Source organism: Kutzneria sp. CA-103260 (genome assembly GCF_018263855.1).
Taxonomy (GTDB): Bacteria; Actinomycetota; Actinomycetes; order Mycobacteriales; family Pseudonocardiaceae; genus Kutzneria.
This window is the reverse complement of the sequence record NZ_CP073318.1, coordinates 3,446,684-3,469,626: the sequence shown is the minus strand read 5'-3', so window position 1 is coordinate 3,469,626 and position 22,943 is coordinate 3,446,684. Positions and strand designations below refer to the sequence as shown.

The 22,943-nt window shown below is 68.5% G+C and carries 22 protein-coding genes and 1 tRNA gene; 19 read left to right on the top strand and 4 right to left on the bottom strand.

Translation table 11 applies throughout. The features are described 5' to 3' along the window. Positions 1 to 15 precede the first annotated feature (15 nt). From JJ691_RS15000 to JJ691_RS14980, 5 genes are all read left to right on the top strand, one after another. Positions 16 to 1,038 (top strand): methyltransferase, encoded by a 1,023-nt coding sequence (locus tag JJ691_RS15000; RefSeq protein WP_211769383.1) that lies wholly within the window; start codon positions 16 to 18, stop codon positions 1,036 to 1,038. 320 nt (positions 1,039 to 1,358) lie between these two features. Continuing rightward, the gene (locus JJ691_RS14995; protein WP_249227930.1) at positions 1,359 to 2,297 is read left to right on the top strand and encodes a cytochrome P450; all 939 of its coding nucleotides are present in this window, start codon (positions 1,359 to 1,361) and stop codon (positions 2,295 to 2,297) included. Between the two features lie 89 nt (positions 2,298 to 2,386). After that, positions 2,387 to 4,300: a B12-binding domain-containing radical SAM protein gene (locus tag JJ691_RS14990; protein ID WP_211769381.1), complete on the top strand. Its 1,914-nt coding sequence runs from the start codon at positions 2,387 to 2,389 to the stop codon at positions 4,298 to 4,300. A 180-nt stretch (positions 4,301 to 4,480) separates the two neighbouring features. Beyond that, the gene (locus tag JJ691_RS14985) at positions 4,481 to 4,792 is read left to right on the top strand and encodes a transposase (protein ID WP_211769380.1); all 312 of its coding nucleotides are present in this window, start codon (positions 4,481 to 4,483) and stop codon (positions 4,790 to 4,792) included. Between the two features lie 35 nt (positions 4,793 to 4,827). Beyond that, the gene (locus JJ691_RS14980; RefSeq protein WP_211769379.1) at positions 4,828 to 4,980 is read left to right on the top strand and encodes a hypothetical protein; all 153 of its coding nucleotides are present in this window, start codon (positions 4,828 to 4,830) and stop codon (positions 4,978 to 4,980) included. 665 nt (positions 4,981 to 5,645) lie between these two features. Here JJ691_RS14980 and JJ691_RS14975 read toward each other — a convergent pair. After that, positions 5,646 to 5,719, bottom strand: a tRNA-Pro gene (locus JJ691_RS14975). A gap of 330 nt (positions 5,720 to 6,049) precedes the next feature. On the opposite strand from JJ691_RS14975, the gene JJ691_RS14970 reads away from it, so the two are divergent. From JJ691_RS14970 to JJ691_RS14925, 10 genes are read left to right on the top strand one after another with little or no spacing between them, the layout of a single operon-like run. Next, complete coding sequence (locus tag JJ691_RS14970) at positions 6,050 to 7,321, top strand: ABC transporter substrate-binding protein (protein WP_211769378.1); 1,272 nt, start codon at positions 6,050 to 6,052, stop codon at positions 7,319 to 7,321. Between the two features lie 11 nt (positions 7,322 to 7,332). Further along, the gene (locus tag JJ691_RS14965; RefSeq protein WP_442912774.1) at positions 7,333 to 8,271 is read left to right on the top strand and encodes a carbohydrate ABC transporter permease; all 939 of its coding nucleotides are present in this window, start codon (positions 7,333 to 7,335) and stop codon (positions 8,269 to 8,271) included. Beyond that, positions 8,268 to 9,083 (top strand): carbohydrate ABC transporter permease, encoded by an 816-nt coding sequence (locus tag JJ691_RS14960; RefSeq protein ID WP_249227929.1) that lies wholly within the window; start codon positions 8,268 to 8,270, stop codon positions 9,081 to 9,083. The genes JJ691_RS14965 and JJ691_RS14960 overlap by 4 nt, the downstream gene beginning before the upstream one ends. A 2-nt stretch (positions 9,084 to 9,085) precedes the next feature. After that, entirely contained in the window at positions 9,086 to 10,447 is a 1,362-nt protein-coding gene (locus JJ691_RS14955; RefSeq protein WP_249227928.1) for a GH1 family beta-glucosidase, read from the top strand. Between the two features lie 9 nt (positions 10,448 to 10,456). Continuing rightward, positions 10,457 to 11,473, top strand: coding sequence for a LacI family DNA-binding transcriptional regulator (locus JJ691_RS14950; RefSeq protein WP_211769376.1), 1,017 nt, complete (start codon positions 10,457 to 10,459; stop codon positions 11,471 to 11,473). An 18-nt stretch (positions 11,474 to 11,491) separates the two neighbouring features. Then, positions 11,492 to 12,214, top strand: a complete 723-nt coding sequence (locus tag JJ691_RS14945) for a PIG-L deacetylase family protein (protein ID WP_211769375.1) — start codon at positions 11,492 to 11,494, stop codon at positions 12,212 to 12,214. Positions 12,215 to 12,233: 19 nt separating this feature from the next. After that, positions 12,234 to 12,869 carry a TetR family transcriptional regulator gene (locus JJ691_RS14940; protein WP_211769374.1) on the top strand — a complete coding sequence of 212 codons (636 nt, stop codon included), beginning with the start codon at positions 12,234 to 12,236 and terminating at the stop codon, positions 12,867 to 12,869. Continuing rightward, on the top strand, positions 12,866 to 13,666 hold the full coding sequence (locus tag JJ691_RS14935) for a dienelactone hydrolase family protein (protein ID WP_211769373.1): 801 nt from the start codon (positions 12,866 to 12,868) through the stop codon (positions 13,664 to 13,666). The genes JJ691_RS14940 and JJ691_RS14935 overlap by 4 nt, the downstream gene beginning before the upstream one ends. After that, complete coding sequence (locus JJ691_RS14930; protein ID WP_211769372.1) at positions 13,663 to 15,072, top strand: amidohydrolase; 1,410 nt, start codon at positions 13,663 to 13,665, stop codon at positions 15,070 to 15,072. The genes JJ691_RS14935 and JJ691_RS14930 overlap by 4 nt, the downstream gene beginning before the upstream one ends. After that, a complete protein-coding gene (locus JJ691_RS14925; RefSeq protein WP_211769371.1) occupies positions 15,069 to 15,821 on the top strand; it encodes a maleylpyruvate isomerase family mycothiol-dependent enzyme in 753 nt (250 codons plus the stop codon). The genes JJ691_RS14930 and JJ691_RS14925 overlap by 4 nt, the downstream gene beginning before the upstream one ends. A 6-nt stretch (positions 15,822 to 15,827) precedes the next feature. Here the strand turns inward: JJ691_RS14925 and JJ691_RS14920 are convergent, their stop codons facing one another. Next, positions 15,828 to 16,529 carry a hypothetical protein gene (locus JJ691_RS14920; protein WP_211769370.1) on the bottom strand — a complete coding sequence of 234 codons (702 nt, stop codon included), beginning with the start codon at positions 16,527 to 16,529 and terminating at the stop codon, positions 15,828 to 15,830. Between the two features lie 245 nt (positions 16,530 to 16,774). On the opposite strand from JJ691_RS14920, the gene JJ691_RS14915 reads away from it, so the two are divergent. The 3 genes from JJ691_RS14915 to JJ691_RS14905 all read left to right on the top strand — a co-directional run bounded on the left by JJ691_RS14915 (position 16,775) and on the right by JJ691_RS14905 (position 19,639). Further along, complete coding sequence (locus JJ691_RS14915; RefSeq protein ID WP_211769369.1) at positions 16,775 to 17,716, top strand: chitinase; 942 nt, start codon at positions 16,775 to 16,777, stop codon at positions 17,714 to 17,716. Between the two features lie 214 nt (positions 17,717 to 17,930). After that, complete coding sequence (locus tag JJ691_RS14910; protein ID WP_211769368.1) at positions 17,931 to 19,112, top strand: FAD-dependent oxidoreductase; 1,182 nt, start codon at positions 17,931 to 17,933, stop codon at positions 19,110 to 19,112. 56 nt (positions 19,113 to 19,168) lie between these two features. Further along, positions 19,169 to 19,639 (top strand): heme-degrading domain-containing protein, encoded by a 471-nt coding sequence (locus tag JJ691_RS14905; RefSeq protein WP_211769367.1) that lies wholly within the window; start codon positions 19,169 to 19,171, stop codon positions 19,637 to 19,639. 74 nt (positions 19,640 to 19,713) lie between these two features. Here the strand turns inward: JJ691_RS14905 and JJ691_RS14900 are convergent, their stop codons facing one another. Next, a complete protein-coding gene (locus JJ691_RS14900; RefSeq protein ID WP_211769366.1) occupies positions 19,714 to 21,117 on the bottom strand; it encodes a glycoside hydrolase family 28 protein in 1,404 nt (467 codons plus the stop codon). A gap of 439 nt (positions 21,118 to 21,556) precedes the next feature. Between JJ691_RS14900 and JJ691_RS14895 the strand changes: the two genes are divergently transcribed. Beyond that, a complete protein-coding gene (locus JJ691_RS14895) occupies positions 21,557 to 21,958 on the top strand; it encodes a hypothetical protein (protein ID WP_211769365.1) in 402 nt (133 codons plus the stop codon). A gap of 2 nt (positions 21,959 to 21,960) precedes the next feature. Here the strand turns inward: JJ691_RS14895 and JJ691_RS14890 are convergent, their stop codons facing one another. After that, on the bottom strand, positions 21,961 to 22,938 hold the full coding sequence (locus tag JJ691_RS14890; protein ID WP_249227927.1) for an Lrp/AsnC family transcriptional regulator: 978 nt from the start codon (positions 22,936 to 22,938) through the stop codon (positions 21,961 to 21,963). Between the last annotated feature and the right edge of the window lie 5 nt (positions 22,939 to 22,943).

Sequence of the window (22,943 nt, the reverse complement as noted above, 5' to 3'; positions counted from 1 at the left end):
ATTTCGGAGGAGTGGATGACGGCTCACAAGGACGCGGCCCGGCTGATGGACCTGGTGTTCGGTTTCATCCCGGCGCAGGTTGTGCACACCGTGGCAACGCTCGATCTGGCCGATCGGCTCGCTGACGAACCGGCCTCACTGGAAGAGTTGGCCAGGCTGACCAACTGCCATGAGCCGTCGTTGCGGCGCCTGCTCCGCGGTGCCGTCCATTTAGGACTGCTTGTCGTGAACGAGGAAGGGAGCTATGAGCTGACCTCGTCTGGACAGCTGCTGCGCGCGGACGTGCCCTGTTCGGTCAAGTATCTGGCCAGGGAGATGGGTGGCGAGCCCACCTGGAGTGCCTGCGGCAGAATCGAGCACACCGTGCGCACCGGCCAGCCTGCGGTGGAGCACGTTTTCGGCCGCTCGAGCTACGCTTGGATGGCGGACAATCCGAGCGCGGAGGCCTCGCTCTACGCGTGGGTGCTCGAAACGGCGCGGCGTGACGCGCCCGCGTTCGTCGCGGCACTTGACGTGGCGGACGCCCGTGACATGGTGGATGTCGGCGGTGGCAACGGCATTCTGACGGCCGGGTTGCTGGCCGTGAACCCGGGGCTCACCGGCACAATCTTCGACCGGGCGGCAGGACTGGAGAATGCCCGTGCGGTGCTGGAAGAAGCCGGCATATCCGACCGGTGTTCACTGGTGGTGGGGGACTTCCTGACCGATCCGCTGCCGGCGGGGCGCGATGTCTATGTGGTCAAGGGCGTGCTCAGTGACTGGGTCGACGACGACGCCGTTCGTGTCCTCCAGGCCTGTCACCGGGCGATGCGTGCTGACAGCAGGTTGTTCCTGATCGATCTGATCATGCCCGCGCTGGACACGACGTCCGATCCGGTCGCGGTGATGAGTGACCTGTGCACGCTCGCCTGTGGTGGCGCCATCCGCACCGAGAAGGAGTTTCGTGACTTGCTCGCCGCCGCCGGGCTGCGACTGGAGGAGGTCAGTGGAAACCAGGCCGAGACCGGCGCGAGCATCCTGCACGTGGTCAAGAACTGAGAACTCGGAAACCACCTGGAGGAGACAGAGTGTGGCGAACGGAGAACACGACACCTGAAGCGCGGTTCGTGCCGCTGCCGTTCCGGCGCGCCCAGGCCTGCCCGTTCGACCCGGCGTCGGAGATCACCCGGCGCCGCGCCGAGGAGCCGGTCAGCCGCTTCCAGCTACCCAACGGGGATTCCGCATGGCTGGTCACTCGGCATGCCGACGTCCGCGGTGTGCTCAGCGACCCTCGCTTCAGCAACGCGCTGGCCCCGGGGACGCTGCTGCGTCCGCCGAACCCGGACAGGCCGGTGGAGGAGCCTCCGATGCCCCTGGGGATGTTCATCGGCATGGACCCGCCAGAGCACACCCGCCTCCGGCGGATAGTGACCGGCGAGTTCACCGTGAAGCGCATGAACCGGCTGCGGCCGCGCATTGAACAGATCGTGTCCCAGCATCTCGACGCCATGGAACTCGCCGGTCGCCCGGTCGATCTGGTCCAGGACTTCGCCATGCCGATTCCGTCCCTGGTGATGTGCGAGCTCCTCGGCGTCCCGTACGGCGACCGCGCCGACTTCCAGCGCCGCAGTCGCGCGGCCGTCGACATGGCGGTCGATCCGGAACAGGGACTGGTCATGTTCCTGGAGATGCAGGAGTACATGGCCAGTCTCGTTGCCGGTCAGCGCGCGGATGCCGGCGACGACCTGCTCGGCATGCTGGTGCGGGAACACGGCGACGAACTCTCCGACGCGGAACTTGTCGGCATCGGCAACATGTTGCTCACTGCGGGCCATGAAACCACCGCGAACATGCTTGCCATCGGCGTGCTCCTGCTCCTGCGGCACCCGCGGCAGGCCGCGGTCATCCGGGACACGCCGGAGGTCGTGGACCAGGCTGTCGAGGAGATGCTGCGCTATCTCTCCATCGTCCCCAGTGGACTGGTCCGCACCGCCACCGAGGAGGTGCCGGTCGGCGGCACGCTCATCGAAGCGGGAGACTACGTCCTGGTCTCGCTGCCGGCGGCGAACCGCGACGGCACGCGCTACCCTGACGCCGACCAGTTCGACATCACCCACAACGCCGACCAACATGTGGCGTTCGGCCACGGCATCCATCACTGCATCGGTGCCCCACTGGCCAGGATGGAACTGCGGACAGCGTTTCCGGCTCTGCTGCGGCGATTTCCTACCCTGCGACTGGCGGTTCCGTTCGACTGTGTCCGATTCCGTCCGAGCGGAAGTGTCCACAGCGTGGAGGCGCTGCCCGTGACCTGGTGACGGTGCGGAAGGATGTCGCCCGCCTGTCCGGAGCGATCCAGCTCGACCATGAGTGATTGTCGCGTACATCGAGACGAGGTTACGTACACATGCGCACGAAGGTCACCTTCGTCGAATTGACCGCATATGAGGGTGTTCTGCCGCTCGCCACCGGCTATCTCCAGGCCTACGCGTCGCAGGTCCCGGAGATCGCCGCGGAGTGCTCGTTCGAGATCTACTCGCGCTGGGCGGCCGGCGACCGCCTCGCGGTGGCCGAGGAGCTGATCGGGAAGGACAGCGATGTCTACGCGTTGAGCTGCTACCTCTGGAACATGGGCATTGTCCGGTGGTTGCTCGACCGCGTGTACGAGCACCATCCCGACGCGCAGTTCATCCTCGGCGGCCCGCAGGTGATGAATCACATTCAGGACTATGTCTCCGCGGATCGCGAGAACGTCGTGGTCTGTAACGGGGAGGGGGAGCGGACCTTCCTGGCCTATCTCAGGCAGGTCGTCAGCGGGGACATGGATCTGCACGAGGTGCCAGGGGTGAGCTACTGGCGAGACGGCGAACTGGTGACCACGCCCCGGGCGGAGCGGATCGTGGATCTCAACGAGATACCGTCGGCGTTCACCACAGGGGTGTTCGAACCGGGGAAATACTCGTCCGCGATCCTGGAGACCAACCGCGGCTGCCCGTACAACTGTGGATTCTGCGCGTGGGGAGCGGCGACCAACGACAAGGTCTACAAGTTCGATGACAACCGGGTCAGGGAGGACATCGCCTGGATCTCCGCGAACCAGTTCGGGTCCGTGTTCATCGCGGACGCGAACTGGGGGATCAGCCCACGTGACGTCGAGTTCACGAAGTACATCGTGGAGCAGAAGGACAGGTACGGGTATCCGCGCCGGGTGGACATGGCTGCGGCCAAGAACAGGCCTGACCGGATGGCCGTCATCACTGAGACCCTGGCAAAGGGCGGCCTGACGACCAGCCAGACGGTCTCCCTGCAGACAATGGACTCCCACACGCTCGACATGGTGCAGCGCAGCAACATCCGGCTGTCGGCGTACACCACACTCCAGACCACGCTGCGGGAGAAGGGCATCAACTCCAACGTCGAGCTGATCTGGCCGCTTCCAGGCGAGACTTTGGAGACGTACCAGAAAGGCATCACCGAGCTCTGCCGGCTGCGTGCGGACGTCATCATGGTCTATCCCCAGTTGCTGCTCCACAACACGCCCATCTACAAGCAGCGCGACGTGTTCGGCGTGCAGACCGCTCGGGTGCCGAGCGAGGTCGCTGAAGCGGACGTCGTCCTGTCCACGAACTGGGTCACCACCTCGGAGTACGAAGAGGGCGTGTGGTTCGCGTACGCCATGCACGCCCTCTACAACGTGCGGGGCCTCTACTACCTGGCGAACTACCTGGACCGTAACGGGATTGCTACGTTCGCCGACGTTTACGCGAACGCCGCTCGGTACTTCAAGAACCGGCCGGATGCGGCTGTCACGCAGTACTTCGCCGACTCGGTGAAGAACCTTGGCAACTACGACTTCCGTGACAGCGGCATGGTCGCGCACATGGTGCTGCACGCGCACCGCGAAGAGTTCGATGAGCTACTGGCGCGGTTCGTGCGAACGCAACCCTGGTGGACGAACGAGAACGCCCAGGCCGCGTTCGAACTGGACCTACTTGCGCGCCCATACATCTATGCGGAGCCGATGCGGACTCCCGGCTACGAGTTCAGGCACATCCGATGCGAGAGGATCGACGACTACCGGCTCTCGATGACACTGCCGCCGGCCATCGGGGAACTGCTCGCAGAGCTTGACCTGATCGGCTACGAAGGGCCAGTGCCACGGGAGGTGCTGATGGAGCAGAAGACGGCCCGGAAGCTTCCCTACATGGACGAGCTCGGCACCGCGGCCAACGCGCTGTACTGCCAAGGCATGTTCGTTTGTCTGCGCGACTATCTGCCGACTTTCGTGGCCGTCCCCGCTCCGGCCAACGGCGGCCGGTAATTCGTTGACAGCGGTGGCACTACCAGAGCAGTCGAGATCCTCGATTACCCATCTCGTCCAGCCGCTGCGTCCCGTGGCCTATTCCGCGCGTGTCACTTGGAGGGGAGGACTTGACCCTGGATGTTGGACACCTGACACACTCAGACCGTGATGGTCTGGGTGGACTGGAGTCCTGAATAGATGGTGATGAAGCACTACTCGCCGGAGTTTCGGGCCGAGGCGGTCGCGTTGTACCGGTCCCGCCCGGGCACCACGGTCGCCGCGGTGGCCCGGGATCTCGGGATCAACATCGAGACGCTGCGAAGCTGGATCCGGGCCGATCAGGCGCGAGGCGCCGACGCCGAGACTGCGGCGCCCGCGGACACCCACCCTGTCCCAGGTTCGTTGGAAGCGGAGAACGCCGCGCTGTGTAGGAAGGTCCGCGAGTCGGGGGAGGAACGCGAGATCCCGCGCAAGGCGGCCAAGTATTTCGCCGGCCAGACGCGCTGGTGAGGAGTTGGTGTGTCCTGGCGGGCACCGGCGGCGGGATGGCTTTTCTAGGGGTGCCGCTGCGCACGGAGTTCACGGAGATGGTCCGCCGGCGGTCTGGGGCCGCGTCGGTGCTGCACGGGCAGCAGCTCGACCGCTGGAGGTTGGTGGAGTTCGGGCTCCCACGCAATGCCCTCAACCCCGGTGGCTAAACCGCCACGAGGTGAGTGGCTGTCGATCGAGCGGGAGTTAGAACGGTGTGAGGTGCCGTTGCCCGCGGCGAACGAACCGATCACACACTGACCGCGAGTCTGGCGCAGCGGATCGTATAGCGGCGGATCAACCAGTCGATCGCCGAGTACGAGGTCCTCAACACCCTGGAGCAAAGCTGGGGCGGGTTGTGCACGCATGTGCGTGAGGGAGGGCTCGAACCTGCGCGCCTCTGGCGTCGTCGGTGAAGTCGATCACACAGGCTTGGGTGAACTGGGTCTTCGGCTGGCCCGGTGACGCCGCAACGGGCCCAGTCGGGTGTGGACCGGTGGCGACCGGCTGATAGGGCGGCCATCGGGCAGGTAGGGGCGGGAGCAGACGGCAACGGCGGTCAACGGTCGCGAACGGTCGTCGGCCGCACCCAGTACGTGGATGTTGGGGTTCGTTGATGTCGGTTGGCAGATCCACCCCGTCGGGTGGTGCGAACCGCGACCCCGTAACGATGTTACGTAAAAACTTGGGGGCGCCCGCTCCTGTTTCGCTCCTATTTTTGGGCTCTAGCGGGGTTTTGGTCCACTGTGGATGATCGACTGAAGATCGTCGGCGGGCATGAGAAAGGCCCGCCGACCTGGGCATCTGCCCTGGCCTGGCGGGCCTTCTTTGACCGTCGGGACGACAGGATTTGAACCTGCGACCCCTTGACCCCCAGTCAAGTGCGCTACCAAACTGCGCCACGTCCCGGTCTGGCACTCGGTGTTCGTTGAGTGCTCGCATAGCTTAGCGCACTCGGGGGAAAGATCGAAATCGGGGGGTTGCGGGGTGCTGAGCTGGGGAAATGGCGGGTTATGGGGGTGTGGCGTGCGCAGTCGTGCGGGGGTTGTCGGGAAGGCCGTTTGACTGGGGCGCCTGGGGGCTGCTGTCGGGGATGGGGGCGACCGTGTGGCCCAAGGCTCTGGGAGCGCTTCCAGGAATTGGGTAACGGGAGGGCGTGTAACCGTTGACATTGGGGGTGGGGACGTCGCAGACTCGCCGGCATCGTCTGGAAGCGCTTCCAGAATGGAGCGGAGGGACATGCGGCAGAGAGTTGTGGTGGCGGCCCTGGCAGTGGCGCTGGTGGCGGCTGGGGTTGGCGGATGTGGGGCGGGGGACGCGTCGGACGGGAAGGTGCACCTGTCCATCGCGACGTTCGGGGAGTTCGGGTACGAGGACCTGCTGAAGGAGTACCAGGCGGAGCACCCGAACGTGGTGGTGACGCAGCACAAGGTGGGCCAGGCGGCCCCGCACCACCAGGAGCTGTTCACGAAGCTGGCGGCCGGCTCGGGGCTGGACGACGTCGAGGCGGTGGAGGAGGGGTACCTGGCCCAGGTCCTGACCAAGGCGGACAAGTTCAACGACTTGAGCAAGATCGGGCCGGCGGACGCGGGGCCGGATCGGTGGCTGCCCTGGAAGTACGACGCGGGCAAGTCGAAGGACGGCAAGCTGATCGGGTACGGCACGGACATCGGCCCGCTGGCGATGTGCTACCGCAAGGACCTGTTACAGCAGGCGGGGTTGCCGAGCGACCCGGACGGGGTGAAGGCGCTCTTCGCGAGCTGGCAGAGCTACTTCGCGGCGGGCAAGACCTATGCGGAGAAGACGGGCAAGGCCTGGTTCGACACCTCGACGCAGATCTTCAACGCGATGCACAACCAGCACGAAGTGGGCTACTACGACAAGAACAACACGCTGGTGGTGGCCACGAACCCGGACATCAAGGCGGACTGGGACGCGGTGACGCAGGCGATCGCGGACAAGGAGTCGGCGAAGCTGGTGTCGTTCAGCAACGAGTGGCAGGCGGGCTTCAAGACCAGTGCCTTCGCCACGACGGTGTGCCCGGCCTGGATGCTCGGCTCGGTGGAGCAGAACTCGGGCCCGGACAACAAGGGCAAGTGGGCGGTCACGGACGCCTTCCCCAACGGCGGCGGCAACTGGGGCGGCTCGTACCTCACGGTTCCGTTGCAGAGCAAGCATCCCAAGGAGGCGGCGGAGCTGGCGGCCTGGCTGACGGCGCCGCAGCAGCAGATCAAGGCGTTCGTGGCCAAGGGCCCCTTCCCGAGCCAGGTGCAGGCCCTGCAGTCGCCGGAGCTGTTGAACCAGACCAACGCCTACTTCGGTGACGCCAAGACCGGTGCCCTGTACGCGGAACAGGCCAAGAAGGTGGCCAAGGCGCAGTACAAGGGCCCGCAGGACGGCCAGATCCAGGATAACGTGTTCGCGCCGGCTCTCCAGGCGGTGGAGCAGGGCAAAGCGGCGGCGGACGGCTGGCAGCAGGCGGTGGCCGGGGCGCAGAAGGCCGCGAAGTGACGCTGACCCAACTGCCGGTGCGGCGGCCGCGGGACACGCCGGCCGTCGCACGGCAGGCCCGCTGGGCGCGTCTCGACCTCAAGGTCTCGCCCTACCTCTACATCGCGCCGTTCTTCGTGTTGTTCGCGGTGGTCGGCCTGTTTCCGTTGCTGTACACGGGATATGTCTCGCTGTTCGACTGGCAGCTGGGCGACGACACGGCGAAGTTCCTGGGCGCCGGCAACTACACCGAACTGCTCCAGGATCCGCAGTTCTGGAACGCGCTGGCCAACACGGTCAGCATCTTCCTGCTCTCCAGCGTGCCGCAGGTGATCGTGGCGGTCGGGGTGGCGGCGCTGCTGAACACGAACCTGAGGCTGCGCACGGGATTCCGGATGGGTGTCCTCGTCCCGTACGTCGCCAGCCTGGTGGCGGTCGGCATCATCTTCGGCAACCTGTTCGGCGTCAACTACGGCCTGGTCAATTCCATCATGGACGCCGTCGGCATCGGGAAGATCGACTGGCAGGCCAACCGGTTCGCCAGCCACATCGCCATCGCCACCATGGTGAACTGGCGCTGGACCGGCTACAACGCGCTGATCGTGCTGGCCGCGATGCAGGCGATCCCGCCGGAGCTGCACGAGGCGGCGATGATCGACGGCGCGGGCCCCTGGCGCCGGTTCCGGAGTGTCACGCTGCCGTTGCTGCGGCCGACCATCACCTTCGTGGTGATCACGTCCACCATCGGCGGCCTGCAGATCTTCACCGAGCCCAAGCTGTTCAGCGCCATGCCCGGCTCGAACACCGGCGGCTCCACCAACCAGTTCCAGACGGTCACGCTGTACCTGTATCAGTCGGCGTTCGAGAACCTGCGCCTGGGCTACGCCAGCGCCATCGCCTGGATGCTGTTCCTGGTGATCGTGCTGGCCGCGGTCGGAAACTACTTCCTGACCAGGAGGCTGAGCCGGTGAGACGACCCGGATTCCTGATCTACGGCCTGCTCGTCGCCTTCATCCTCGGCTCGGTGTTCCCGCTCTACTGGTCGTTCCTGGTGCCCAGCCACGGCAACGACATCCTCACCGACAAGGTGCCGCCGCTGCTGCCCGGCGGCAACTTCTTCGCCAACGCCCAGCAGGTGCTGGACACGATCCCGTTCTGGCACGCCATGCTGAACAGCGTCATCGTGTCCGGCTCGGTGGCGCTGTCGGTGGTGGTCTTCTCCACGCTGGCCGGCTTCGCCTTCGCCAAGCTGAGGTTCCGCGGCAGCAACGTCCTTTTTGTACTCGTGGTGGTGACGATGGCGGTGCCCACGCAGCTGGGCATCATCCCGTTGTACATGGCCATGTCCGAGTTCGGCTGGGCCGGCCACCTGCAGGCGGTGATCGTGCCCAACCTGGTCAGCGCGTTCGGCGTGTTCTGGATGCGCCAGTACCTGGCTGACGCGGTGCCCTCGGAGCTGATCGAGGCAGCCCGCGCCGACGGCTGCTCGATGATCCGGGTCTTCTGGCACGTGGCTGTGCCGGCGGCCCGGCCGGCCGCGGCCATGCTCGGCCTGTTCACGTTCATGCAGTCCTGGAACGACTTCCTGTGGCCGCTGATCGCGCTGGACCAGAACAACCCGACCATCCAGCTGGCCCTGGAACAGCTCCAGGCCGGCTACTACGTGAACTACGCGCTGGTGCTGGCCGGCACCACGCTGGCGACTATCCCGATCTTCCTGCTGTTCGTGGCGGTGGGCCGTCAGCTGGTCGCCGGCATCATGCAGGGCGCCGTGAAGGGGTAACTGTGCTTGTTTCCGATGGGGTGTTCCCGGAAGGATTCCTGTGGGGCGCGGCGACCGCGGCCTACCAGGTGGAGGGCGCGGCGGCCGAGGACGGCCGGTGCGAATCGGTGTGGGACGTGTTCAGCCGGCAGCCGGGACGCGTGGCCAACGGCGACACCGGGGAAGTGGCGGCCAACCACTACCACCTGCTCGACGTCGACCTGGCCCTGATGTCCGAGCTGAACCTCAACGCCTACCGGTTTTCCGTGTCCTGGCCCCGGATCGTCGACGACGACGGCGCGGTCAACCGCAAGGGCGTCGACTTCTACGAGCGGCTCGTCGACGGCCTGCTCGACCGCGGCATCCGGCCGTTTCTCACGCTGTACCACTGGGATCTGCCGCAGCGGCACGAGAGTCAGGGCGGCTGGGCCAATCGGGACACCGCGCAGCACTTCGCCGACTACACGCAGATCGTGCACGAGGCGCTCGGCGACCGGGTCGAAGACTGGACCACGCTGAACGAGCCGTACTGCGCGTCCCTGCTCGGCTACGGCGCCGGCGTGCATGCCCCGGGCCGCCGCGAACCGAAGGCCGCGGCGGCGGCCGTGCACCATCTCCTGCTGGCCCACGGTCTGGCCCGCTCGGTCATCGGCGACAAGGGCAGGGTGGGCATCACGCTGAACCTGTACCCGGTCGATCCGGTGGACCCGAGCGACGAGGCAGACGTGGACGCGGCGCGGCGGGTCGACGGCCTGCAGAACCGGATCTTCCTGGACCCCGTGCTCAAGGGGGCCTATCCGCAGGACGTGCTCGACGACCTTCAGCCCCTGGGCTTCGCCGACCACATCAAACCCGGCGATTTGGCCCTGATCGCGGCCCCGCTGGACACGCTGGGCGTCAACTACTACACCGGCCACCACGTCACCGGCCGCCCCGGCGGCCACACGCCGGAATGGATCGGCTCGGAGCACGTGCACAACGTCCCGCGCGGCCTGCCGACCACGGCGATGGGCTGGGAGGAATTGCCGGACGGATTGTTCCGGGTGCTGAACCGCCTGCACGCCGAATACCCCAGGCTGCCCATTCACATCACTGAGAACGGCGCCGCCTACGACGACGTGGCCGACCCGCGCGGCTTTGTCGTGGACTATGGCCGGCAGCGATATTTCGAACAACACCTGCGGGCCGTCGAGACGGCGATCAGGGCCGGTGTCGACGTCCGCGGCTACTTCGCCTGGTCGCTGCTGGACAACTTCGAATGGGCCGAGGGCTACGCGAAAAGATTCGGCGTGACGCATGTCGACTTCGACACCTTCGTCCGCACTCCTAAGCTGAGCGGCAGGTGGTACGCGACGGTGGCGAGGGCGAACGCCCTGCCGGAGTAGGGGTAGAGCGTGGCCGAAGACGGCCGGGAGGTCCCGACCCTCGACGAGGTGGCCCGGGTGGCCGGGGTGTCCCGGTCCACCGCATCGCGGGTGATCAACGGCCGGACCTACGTCAGCGCGAAGGCGAAGGAGGCGGTCGCGCAGGCCGTGACCAGCCTCGGCTACAGCCCGAACATGCTGGCCAGGTCGCTGGCGATGAAGCGGACCAACTCCATCGCGCTGGTCGTGTCCGAGCACGGCGACCGGGTGCTCGGCGACCCGTTCTTCGCCCGCGTGCTGCGCGGCGTGCACGCCGGCCTGGCCGGCAGCGGCCTGCAGCTGGTGCTGCTGATGTCCCAGGACGAGCAGGACCACGGCACGATGGCCAACTACCTGACCTCCGGGCACGTGGACGGCGCGCTGGTGGTCAGCCTGCACGGTGAGGACTCGCTGCCGGCCCAGCTGGTCGCCTCCGGCCTGCCGGTGGTGCTGTGCGGGCGGCCGCTGGCCAAGGTCGACGTGCCCTATGTGGACGCCGACAACTTCAATGGGGCCGGGCAGGCCGCGCAGCACCTGATCGACCTGGGCCGCCGGCACATCGGCACCATCGCCGGGCCGCGGGACATGGCCGTGGGCATCGACCGGCTCAGCGGCTGGCGGCGGACGCTGTCGATGGCCGGCCGCCCCATCGATGCCATCGCGCACGCCGACTTCAGCCTGGAGGGCGGCACGGCGGCGATGGAGCAGCTGCTGACCGAGCACCCGGACCTGGACGCGGTGTTCGTGGCGTCGGACCTGATGGCCATCGGCGCGCTGCACGTGCTGCGGGGCCGGGGCATCCGTGTGCCGGAGGACATCGCGGTGATCGGCTTCGACGACTCGGGCCTGGCCGCCACCTCGGTGCCGCCGCTGACCACGGTCCGGCAGCCGATAGAGGAACTGGGGCGGACGATGACCTGGCGGCTGCTGGCGCAGTTCGAGGGCGATGCGGACCTGCCGCCGTCGGTGCTGCTGCCCACGGAGTTGATCCGACGGGAGACGGCCTGAGCGCGGTAGCGTGCTGGCGTGACCAGCCCGGAGCCGTTGCAGCCCGTCGACGAGTCCTTCGACAGCGTGCTGGCGTTCGTCGCCCATCCCGACGACCTGGAGTACGGGGCCGCGGCGGCGATCGCCCGCTGGACCGCGCAGGGCAAGCGCGTCGTCTACGGCCTGGCCACCAGCGGCGAGGCCGGCATCGACGGCATCGAGCCGGAGCAGTGCGGCCCGTTGCGGGAGGCCGAGGAGCGGGCCGGCGCGGCGGTTGTCGGTGTGGAGACGGTGGAGTTCTACGGTTTCCAGGACGGTGTCGTGGAGTACGGCCTGCCGCTGCGGCGAGCGGTGGCCGAGGCGGTCCGCCGGCACCGGCCGGATGTGGTGCTGACGGGCGGTTTCCAGGAGTTCTGGGACAGCGGCCAGCCCAACCAGGCCGACCACATCGCCGTCGGCCGGGCCCTGATGGACGGCGCCCGCGACGCCGCCAACCGGTGGATCTTCCGGGATCTGGGGCTGGAACCGTGGCGGGCCAAGCGGATGCTGGTCTGCGGCAGCAACCGGGCGCGGCACGCCGTCGACGTGACCGACACGTTCGAACTCGGGGTCGCCTCGCTGGCGGCGCACGCCGAGTACCTGCGGGGGCTGGTCGACAACCCGATGAGCGAGCCCCGCGAGTTCCTGGAGACGTTCGCCGGCCAGGTCGGCGTCGGGCTGGGCGTGCGCTACGGCGTCTCGTTCGAGGTCATCGACCTGTAGTCGCTGCTACGGTCGAGGCATGTCCCGCGCCGACGCGACCAAGGCCCGCCTGCTGGCGGCGGCGACCGACGAGTTCTCGCGCTACGGCATCGCCGGCGCCCGGGTGGACCGGATCGCCGTGGCGGCGCAGGCCAACAAGAACCTGATCTACGTCTACTACACGAACAAGGAATCCCTGTTCCGGGCGGTGTTCGAGGCGCACGTGGTGCGGCTGCTGGACGAGGTGCCGTTCACGCCCGCGGACCTGCCCGGCTACGCGGGCCGGCTCTACGACTTCTTCCGCGCCAACCCGCGGCTGCTGCGGCTGGCCGCCTGGTTCCGGCTGGAGCAGGGCGACTACGACGAGGCGTTCGCCGCGATCGCCGAGTCCAATCGGGCCAAGGTGGCGGCGATCGGCGAGAGCACCCGGTATCCGCCCGATGTGGTGCTGACGCTCGTGATCGCCACCGCGGCGGCGTGGGGGTCCGGCAATCCGGCGACGGTGTCGACCTACGATGGCCCCGACCCCAAGATCGTTCGCGCGGCGATCGAGGCCGCCGTGCGCGGCGTCGTCGCGGGAGAGGACCCGGCAGGCATGAGCGAGCTTGCGAGCGAATCATTCAACGGAGAGCGTCCGCGAATGCGGACACCGGGCGCTGGCGAGGTGCAGCAGTGAGCGAAGCGCCCGCCTCCGACCTCGCCGGCTGGCGCCAGGCGCCCTTCACCGGGGCCGGCCTGACCTACGACTGCTACGAGAAGGGCGAGGGCCCGGGCGTGGTGCTGGTGCCCGAGGTCCCGGGTATCACGCCGGAGGTGCTGGGCCTGGCCGATCACCTGGTCGAGCAGGGTTTCACCGTGGTGGTGCCGTCCCCGTTCGGCACGCCGGGCAAGCCGATGGGCGTCGGCTACACGCTCGGCGTGATCGCCCGGCTGTGCGTGAGCGCCGAGTTCCGGGCCTTCACGGTGAACGCGCAGCGGCCGATCACCCAGTACCTGCGGGCGTTGGCCCGCGACCTGGCCGGCCGCACCCCGGGCAAGGGCGTCGGCGTGATCGGCATGTGCTTCACCGGCGGCTTCGCGCTGGCCACGGCGGTCGAGGACGTGGTGCTCGCGCCGGTGGTGAGCCAGCCGTCGGTGCCGTTGCCGCTGGGTGCGGCCCGCAAGGCCGACCCCGGCTTGTCCGAGGCCGAGTTGCAGACCGTGATCAAGCGAACCGAGGACGGTTTGTGTGTGCTGGGCCTGCGATTCAGTGAGGACAGCACGTCGCCGCGTGAGCGGTTCGCCACGCTGCGCCAGCGGCTCGGCGACGCGTTCGAGGTGATCGAGCTGGACTCGAAGCCGGGCAACCCCGGTGGCTTCGGCAAGGGGGCCCATTCGGTGCTGACCGCCGAGGTCCGTGAGCGGCCGGGGCACCAGGCTCTGGCCGCCCGCGAGCGGGTCGTGGCGTTCCTGCGCGAGCGGCTGTCGGTATGACGGATCTGGTGCTGCGCAACGTTCATCGGCGCGGTCGGCTGGTCGACGTGCAGGTGCACGGGGGAGTGGTCGAGGCCTTCGCCGAGCCCGGCGTGCTGACGGGTGAGGCGATCGATGGCCACGGTGGGCATCTGCTGCCGGGACTGGTCGACGCGCACGTGCACATGCAGCAGTGGGCCTCGAATCGGCGGCGGATTTCGTTGGGGGAGGCCAAGTCCGCGGCTGCGGCGGTGGAACTGGTGCGGGGCAGCGCCGAGGACTGGGTGTTCGGCGCGAACTTCGTGGACGGGCTGTGGCCCGACGTGCCGCACAAGGACCTGCTGGAGCAGGCGATGCCGGGCCGCAAGGCGGCCCTGTTCAGCGCTGATCTGCACACGCTCTGGCTGAGCCCGGCGGCGCTGAAGGAGCTCGGCGTTGATCACCCGACCGGCGTGCTGGTCGAAGCGGAATGCATGGCCGTCACGGCGAAACTGCCGGCCGGCGACCCGGACGTGTGGGTGTTGGAGGCCGCCGAAGCGGCGGCGGCCCGTGGCGTCACCGGGATTCGTGACTACGAGCTGACCGACACGGTGGCCGACTGGACTCGCCGGCTGGGCCTCGGGACGCCGTCGGTTCGGGTGACGTGCGTGATCGCCAAGCACCTGCTGGACGTGGCGATCGATCGAGGGCACCGGACCGGCGACGTGGTGCCGGGAACGGACGGGTTGCTGTCCGTCGGGCCGCTGAAGCTGTTCTCCGACGGCTCGTTGAACACGCGGACCGCCCTCTGCCACGACCCGTACGAGGGCGACGGGCACGGCGTGGCCGTTGTGCCGCAAGAGGAATTGGTCACGTTGATGCGTCGCGCCTGGGCGCACGGGATCGTGCCGGCGGTGCACGCGATCGGCGACCGGGCCAACCAGATCGCCCTGGACGCCTTCGAGACCGTCGGCTGCCCGGGCCGCATCGAGCACGCCCAGTTGGTGTCGGAGGCGGACCTGCCCCGGTTCGCACAGCTGGGCGTGCTCGCCTCCGTGCAGCCCGCGCACGCGCCGGACGATCGTGACGTGGCGGACCGGCACTGGGCCGGCCGTACCGCGCGGGCCTTTCCGTACGCCTCGCTGCTGGCCGCCGGGGCGACGCTGGAGATCGGCTCGGACGCCCCGGTCGCGCCGCTGGATCCGTGGGACGGTATCGCCAGCGCGGTCACCCGCACCGACGACGACCGGCCGGCGTGGCACCCGGAGCAGCGCATTGCCCTGGACGTCGCGCTGGCTGCGGCGTGCGGTGGACGCACCGCCGTCGAGGTCGGAGACGTGGCCGATCTCCTTGTCGCGGAACGGGATCCGGCGAAAAACGAGTTGCGCGACATGCCGGTGGTGCTGACGATGCTGGGCGGCCGCATCACCCATGGGGGAGAACAATGACCGAGTTGCCGTACACGACCTACTGCGACGCGATCACCGACGAGGCCGCGCGCATCGCCTCGATCGCCGCCGCGCATGACCTGACGGCGAAGGTGCCGAGCTGCCCGGACTGGACGCTGGCCGACCTGGTGCGACACGTCGGCGTGCTCCAGCAGTGGTTCGCGGCCATGATCGACCGCCGGTCGCCGACACGGTTGTCACCACGCGAAGTCGCCTACGGCGTGCCCGCGGATATCGCCGGCTACCCGGAGTGGTGCGCGTCGCGGGCCGTCGAGGTCGACAGGGTGCTGCGCGCCGCCGACCCGGACGCGGCGATGTACACCTGGGGACCGGGCAGCCGAGTGGCGTTCTGGGCGCGGCGGATGCTGATGGAGCTGCTGGTGCACCGCCACGACGCCGAGCTGGCGGCCGGTTCGCTCACGGAGATCGATCCGATCCTGGCAGCCGACGGTGTCGAGGAGTTCCTGGTCAACCTGCCGTCCGCGGAGTCGTTCGCCCCGCACCTCAGCGCTCTGCGCGGCGGCGGTGAGACGGTCCGATTCGCGACGCCCGGCGCCGAGTGGACTGTCCGGCTCGACCCTGAGTCGTTCGGCCTGGTGCCGTCCGGGACGCCCGACGCCGCCGTGATGACGACGCCGGAAGCCTTGCTGCTGCTCGTCTACGGCCGCGTCGGCGTCGACGACCCCCGGGTGCGGACCAGCGGCGACGCCGCGCTGCTGGCCAAGTGGTTCACGCACTCCACGTTCTGACCGGGCCTACTCCTCGGCCGCCATCCGCTCCAGCTCCGCCACGGCCTCGTGCGCGGTGCTGCGGGCGGCGACCAGGCGGTCCCGGAACTCGTTGTGCAGGGCCTGCATCCGCGCCGTGTGCTCGTCCGCGGCCGAGGTCTGCTGCCGGGCGTGCTCGTCGGCCTCACGAACGGTGAGGGCCGCTCGCTCCTCGGCGAAGCGCGTCACCTTGGCCGCCTCCGCGCGGGCCCGAGCCATCAGCTGCTCGTGCTCGCGGGCCAGCTTGGCCTTGAGCTCGTCGTACTCGCGGTCGAGGGCGTCGTTGTGCTCGTTGTACTTGCGCTCCAACGCGATCCGCCGCTGTTGGAGGTCCGCGCGCTGCTCGGCCAGCTCCCGCTCGGCCGCCCCTCTCTGCTCGCGGATCTCCTCCGCGGCCAGGTCCATGATGATGCGCACGCGCTCGTTGACGTTCTCGCCGGTGAGCGGCTCGTCGGCCAGCTGGCGGACGCGCTCGCGCAGCGCGGTCAGCTCCTCCTCGGCCGCGCCGAGTCGCTTGGCCAGCTCGGCGTTGCCGGCGCGGGCCAGGTCCCGTTCGCGGGTGGCCGTGCGCAGGTCGAACTCAAGGCGGGTCACACGCTCGTTGACCTGGCGCGTGTTGTAGCCCCGGATGACCACGTCGAAGTGGTTGGGTCTGCGGGCCTCGGAGCCTGCCGCTTCGTCGCCTGTCATACCTCCACCCTACTGAGACGATCATGTCGCCGTTCACCCGAACCGGCGATAGGGATCGTCCGGGTAGCCGTGTTGTGCCGACCATCCCGTCGAAAAGGGCAAAAGCCATCAACCCGGCGGCCATCTTGACGGCCTTCGGCCGGGGTTCTAACGTCCTCCCAATCCGTCAGGAAGGTTTCCTAACCATTCCGGGCGGATGCTCTACCGCCGCCTTCCTCGTCCCTGCTAGGAAGGAACCCTGCCCCATGGTTAGCGCAGTTCGCCGTGCCCTCACCGTCGCCGCCGCGGCCCTGCTGCCCGCGGCCGCGCTCGCCGCCGGCGCGACCGGAGCCACCGCCGCGACGCCCAAGTCCTTCCCCGCCAAGTTCGCCGCGCCCTACCTGGAGCTGTCCAGCAGCACCGCAGGTGACATGGCCGCCGACAAGAGCGCCTCCGGCGTCAGCCACTACACGCTGGCGTTCCTCATTCCCAAGAGCGGCTGCACGCCGCAGTGGGAGGCGGGCGGCTCGGCCGTCGGGGCGTTCAAGTCCCAGATCAGCTCGCTGCAGTCGGCCGGCGGCGACGTGATCATCTCCTTCGGCGGCGCCGAGGGTGGTGAGCTGGCCCTCACCTGCACCAGCACGTCCAGCCTGCAGGCCGCCTACGCCAACGTCGTCAAGACCAACAACGTGCACCGGCTCGACTTCGACATCGAAGGCGGGCCGCTGGACAACAAGGCCTCCATCACCCGCCGCGACCAGGCGCTCGCCGCGCTGCAGAAGGCCGACCCGTCCGTGCAGGTCGACTTCACGCTGCCGGTCGACCCGGGCGGCCTGCCGAGCAATGCCCTCAACCTGCTCAAGGACGCCAAGGCCCAGGGGGTGAAGGTCAGCACCGTCAACATCATGACCATGGACTTCGGCGACGGCGAGAACGCCCTCAACGACGCCGAGTCGGCGGCCAAGGGCACCGCCAAGCAACTGGCCAGCCTCTACGGCGCGTCCTCCGCGCAGGCGTGGGCCATGATCGGCCTGACCCCCATCGCCGGCAAGAACGACGACAACGAGAACTTCACCCAGGCCAACGCCAAGACCCTGCTGTCGTTCGCCAAGTCCAACGGCGTCAGCGAGCTCTCCTTCTGGGAGGTCCACTCCTACGACAAGAAGGTCGGCTACGCCTACTCGAAGATCTTCAACGGCATCGGCTGAGGTCCTGTGATGGGCTCCGTCGCGCGGCGGGGCCCATCACGCCATGGTGCTCTCGGCGCCGGTCCCGCTGTGCTAGCGTGGTTTCCGGACGTACGAAAGTCACTGTCCGGTAGGTAGTCCGGATGGCGGTCATGCCGCTCGTACAGTGCCCGTCGAGGCACACCCGGTGCGTCCCTTTTCGTTTGTTGTCGAGAAGGGACCGAACGTGTCGGACATGCACGTCATCATCGCCGGGGGCGGCCTGGGTGGCCTGGCCCTCGCCCAGGGGCTTCGTCAGGCGGGAATCACCGTCTCCGTGTACGAGAAGGATCCCGCTGCGGCCTTTCGCAACCAGGGCTATCGCATCCGCATCAACCCGGACGGCATCACCGCGCTCCGGGAACTGCTGACGCCGCCGGCCTTCGAGCTGTTCGCGGCGACCTCCGCCACCCCGGGGGCGCGCATGGCCACCTACGACCACCGGCTGGACCTGGTGCACGCCCAGGAACTCCCGCTCGTGCCGGATCTGCCCGGCGGCGGGCATCTCGCGGTCAACCGTCTGACGCTGCGGCAGATCCTGTTGTCGGGCCTGGACAAGGCGGTGCACTACGGTGCCAGGCTCACGCGCTACGACGTCAACCCGTCGGGAACTGTCACCGCGCACTTCGCCGACGGCGCCAGTGCCACGGGTGACGTCCTGATCGGCGCTGACGGCGTCAACTCGGCTGTCCGCAAGCAGTACCTGCCGCAGGCGCAGGTCGTCGACGCCGGACTCCGGCTGCTCTACGGCAAGGTTCCCTTCGCCGTCCACCAGGCCCCGCCCGAGCTGCTGGGCCTGTGGACCACGGTGGTCGGCCCGCAGCGGCGCTTCCTCGGTCTCGCCCCGGTGCGGTACCGCGAGCCGATGCGCCAGGCGGCGGCGCGGATCGCTCCGGAGATCGAGCTCAGCGAGGACAGCGACTACCTCGTGTGCGTCTTCGGCGCCCGACGCGAACTGTTCCCCTGCTCCGACGAGGAGCTGTTCGCCATGGACGGCCCGCGACTGCGGGCGCTGACCCTGAGTCAGGTGGCGGGCTGGGACCCGGCGTTGGTCGAGATCGTGTCGGCCCAGGATCCCGTCACGATCTTCCCGGTCACGGTGCGGACCAGCGTGCCCACCGCCGCGGGCCGGCCCACTGCGGTCACCCTGCTCGGCGACGCCATCCACGTGATGAGCCCCGCCATCGGCGTCGGCGCGAACACCGCGCTGCGCGATGCCTGCCTGCTGCGCGCCCAACTCGTCCAGGCCGCCGGTGGCCGATCCCTCGACGTTGTCCTGCGCGCGTACGAAGAGGAGATGACCGACTACGGCTTCGACGCCGTGCGCGAGTCGGCCAGCCGAGGGCACTCGCTCGTCGGCCAGGACCCACTGCCCTAGCCGTCCGCGGCGACCCGGGCTTGCACTTTCACAACAGTGTTGATTAAGTCGGGTCCATGGGTGATCCGGATCTGGACGTGCTGGCGGAGCAGGAGCGCAGGCTCGTGTTCGAGGGCTTCGACAACGACACGGCGTGGGCGTTGGGCGTGCAGATGGTGACGGTGGCCCGGGAGCGGGGGCTGCCGGTGGTGGTGTCGATCGAGCGGAACGGGCAGCGGCTGTTTCACGCGGCGTTGCCGGGGACGGCGGCTGACAACGACGCCTGGGTGGAGCGGAAGGTGCGGGTGGTCCGCCGGTACGGCCGCAGTTCGTATCAGGTGGGCTGCCATTTCCGGGCGGAGGGCAGCACGTTCGAGGAGAAGTCCCGGCTCGACCCGAACGAGTACGCGGCGCACGGAGGGGCGTTTCCGCTGACGGTCAAAAACGTCGGCGTGGTCGGGTCGATCACGGTGTCGGGCCTGCCGCAGGCCGACGATCACGCCTTCGTGGTGGAGCAGATCGAGCGGTTTCTCGCCGACCGGCCCTGAGGCGGCCCGAGCCGGGTGGCTTCGCTCCGGTGGAGCAAGGGGTGGCCCGGGTGGCGGCCCGGGCCGGCTCGGGGTCAGCTCACCTTCTTGCCGTTCACGGTGACGTTGCTGAACTTCCGACCGTCTATGTTGGACAGTGTGTTGGACGTGTCGGACACGCCGGCGAAGGCGCAGTTGGAGACGGTGAGGCCGGCGATGTGGTCGCTGGACAGGCCGCTGACGTCGAAGGCCTTGCCGTTGACCTTGGTGCTGGTGCAGTTGGTCAGGGTGAACGGCCCGAACTTGGGCGGGTAGTTGCCGGTCTGGCTGTTGTAGGTCATGGTCACGTAGGCGATGTCGCGGTCGAAGGTGCCGCTGACGGTGTCCAGGTTGATGTTCTGGGCGAAGCCGCCGCGCAGGGTGTTGGACTTGACGTACAGGGCGAACTTGGTGGCCCCGGTGACCTTCAGTTGGTAGGCGTAGACGTTGCGGACGCCGCCGGTGATCTCGCTGCCGACGGTGACCGCGCCCCAGTTGCCGTTCATGGTGCAGTTGACGATCACGATGTTCTGCGAGGGCACGTTGACCCGGCGGCCGTCGGCGTCCCGGCCGGACTTGATGGCGATGTTGTCGTCGTGGGCGCCGAGCACGCAGTTGCTGATCACGACGTGGTCGCACGACTCGGGGTCGCAGCCGTCGGTGTTGGAGTGGGCGGTGCTGGGATCGGTGTTCACGCCGTCGACGGTGACGTTCTTGGACAGCGTGGGATGGATCTGCCAGAACATGGGGTTCTTCAGGGTGATGCCCTGGATCAGCACGGTGTCGCAGGAGTACGGCTCGATGAACGTGGACCGCATGTCGTGGCCGGAGCCGGGCACGACGCGCTGCTCCGGCGGCACGCCCTTGGCCACGAGGCCGTCGAGGTAGGCACGGTCGCTGCCCTTGTTCCACGACGAGGTGCCGCCGGCGTCGAGCACACCGCTGCCGGTGACGGCGATGTTGTGCTCGCCGTGGGCGTAGATCATGGGGGAGCGGTTCATGCACTCGATGCCCTCGTAGCGGGTGAGCACCGTGGGGAACTTCGAGGCGTCGCCGCTGAACTTGAGCGTGGCGCCGTCGGCCAGGTTCAGGTCGACGTTGCTCTTGAGGTAGATCGCGCCGGTGACGTAGGTGCCCTTGGCCACCACGACATGGCCGCCGCCGGCGGCGTTGGCGGCGGTGATGGCCTTGGCGAAGGCGGCGGTGTTGTCGGTCTTGCCGTCGGCGACCGCGCCGTAGTCGGCGACCTTGAAGGTGCGGTCCGGGAAGACCGGCAGCTTGGTGTTGGCCACGATGTCGTTCGCGGCCGGCCACGGCAGGGTCGGCACCGCGTGGCCATGCCGGCCTCGGCAGGCCGGCGCGGCGGAAGCGGGGGTCGCGAGCAGCGGGGCCACGCCGAGCGCGCCGGTCACGGCCGCGCCCAGCTTGATGATCTGCCTGCGCGAGAGCGCGCCAGCCATCGACGTTCCTCCTCGGTGAGGGGTCGCGGCGGCGGGCCGCCCGTAACTGTAAAGGTTTCCACACAGGGTTGGAGTGTGTCGTGGGTCACATACCAATGGGTGTGTGCACTGTCGGTGGTGTGGCGGCTGACACCAACGTTCCGGTGAAATTGTCGTTCACACCATTCGGGCCCCGGGGCGGCGCGCGAGTGACGGCGCGACGGCCTCGGTCACGGTCAGCACCGGCGAGCCCGCCCACAGCGACCATTCGGTGACGGTGTGTGACCAGTTGGGTCGCTGTCGACGCTGGGCCGGGCGACGCCCCCGCCCGGGCGTGACGCAGGTCGCCGACCCGGCGCGACCGGTCGGCGATCGGCGCTCGTCGCTGCGGGTGGACGCCTCTCCCATGGCGCTGATCAGGCGGTATCCTCTTCTGATCGGGTCGGCGGAGGAGGTTCAGGTGGTCGAGCCAGTCCACGAGTTCCAACTCCTGCACGTGACCCAGTCCTGGCCGGCGCCGGACTACCACGACCCGATCTACGACGCCATCAAGGCCGACCCGCCGGCGGGCTGCGTGCCCGAGGACTTCGGCGGCCTGTTCGGACTGCGCTGCGAACGCAAGGCCCCGACCCTGCTCGACGCCGTCGCCGAGGTGTGCCACGAGGTCCGGACCACGCACAACCTGGTGATGACCGACCTCGGCATCGAGAAGTTGTGGGAGTGGTCGCCGGACGGCCGGGACGGCTTCGGCGCCACCATCGTCGGCCAGTTGCTGTTGATGGCCTCCTCGCGCGGGCAGCAGCTCGGCTACGACATCGAGGACCTGGTCCGCTTCATCCGCACCGCCGCGGCGGCCAAATAGCATCACGCAAGGCGGTCGCCGGACAGCCGCGTGCCGGCCTGCTTGACGTGCCGCAGCAGCGGCGAGACCTCCAGGCTTTCCAGCCCGGGCAGGGATCCGACGCGGTCCGAAGTGAACTCGAAGAGCTCGTCGAAGTCCCGGAAGTGCGCCACGGCGTGGAGGTTGTGCGGGCCGGACAGAGCCGCGGCGAAGGCGATCTCCGGCTCCTGTGCGAGGGCGCGCCCGACGCTCTTCACCGCCGACGGATGCACGCGCAGCCACAGGTTGGCCCGGGCGTGATAGCCCAACGCCGTCGCGGCGATCTCGACATCGATGTGCACAACTCGGCGCTGTAGCAGGGTTTCGAGCCGACGTGACACGCGTCCGGGCGTGAGGTCCGACGCGGTGGCGAGGTCGACCAGGCTGGCCCGACCGTCCACGGCGAGGACGTCGAGGATCGCCGAGTCCTCGGGCGTGAGCTGCACGGGATCGCGCGCCACGACTGGGGATTCGGTGAACGGGGCGCCCTCGCTGCCGAGCGCCGACTCCTGCTCCGCAGTCAGCGTGCCCCGCAGAGCGGCCCAGTAGTGGCCGCGTCCGCCGACGAACTGGCGGAGCATCGCGGCCGCGTTGATGTCGAGCACGGCCGCCGTGCGGGGCAGCCGGTGGCCAAGCAGGTCGTCACGGTCTTCCTGGGTCCGCGACCGCACCGCGCAGGTGATCTCCGAACCGGCCGCGCACAACGCCACCCAGCTGACGTCGTCGCGCTTGGCGAGGGCGTCGGCGATCGCCGCGACACTGCCGGGCCGGCAGCGCAGGCGCACCAGCCACTTGCTCTGCCCCAGCGCGCCCGGATCGACGACGCCGGCCACGCGGAGGACACCGTCGGCGCGCAGCCGACGATAACGACGTGAGATGGCGGCCTCGGTGACGCCGAGCGCGGCGGCCATGGCGGCGAACGATGCCCGTGGCGCGACCTGGAGCGCGCGAATGAGACGCACATCGT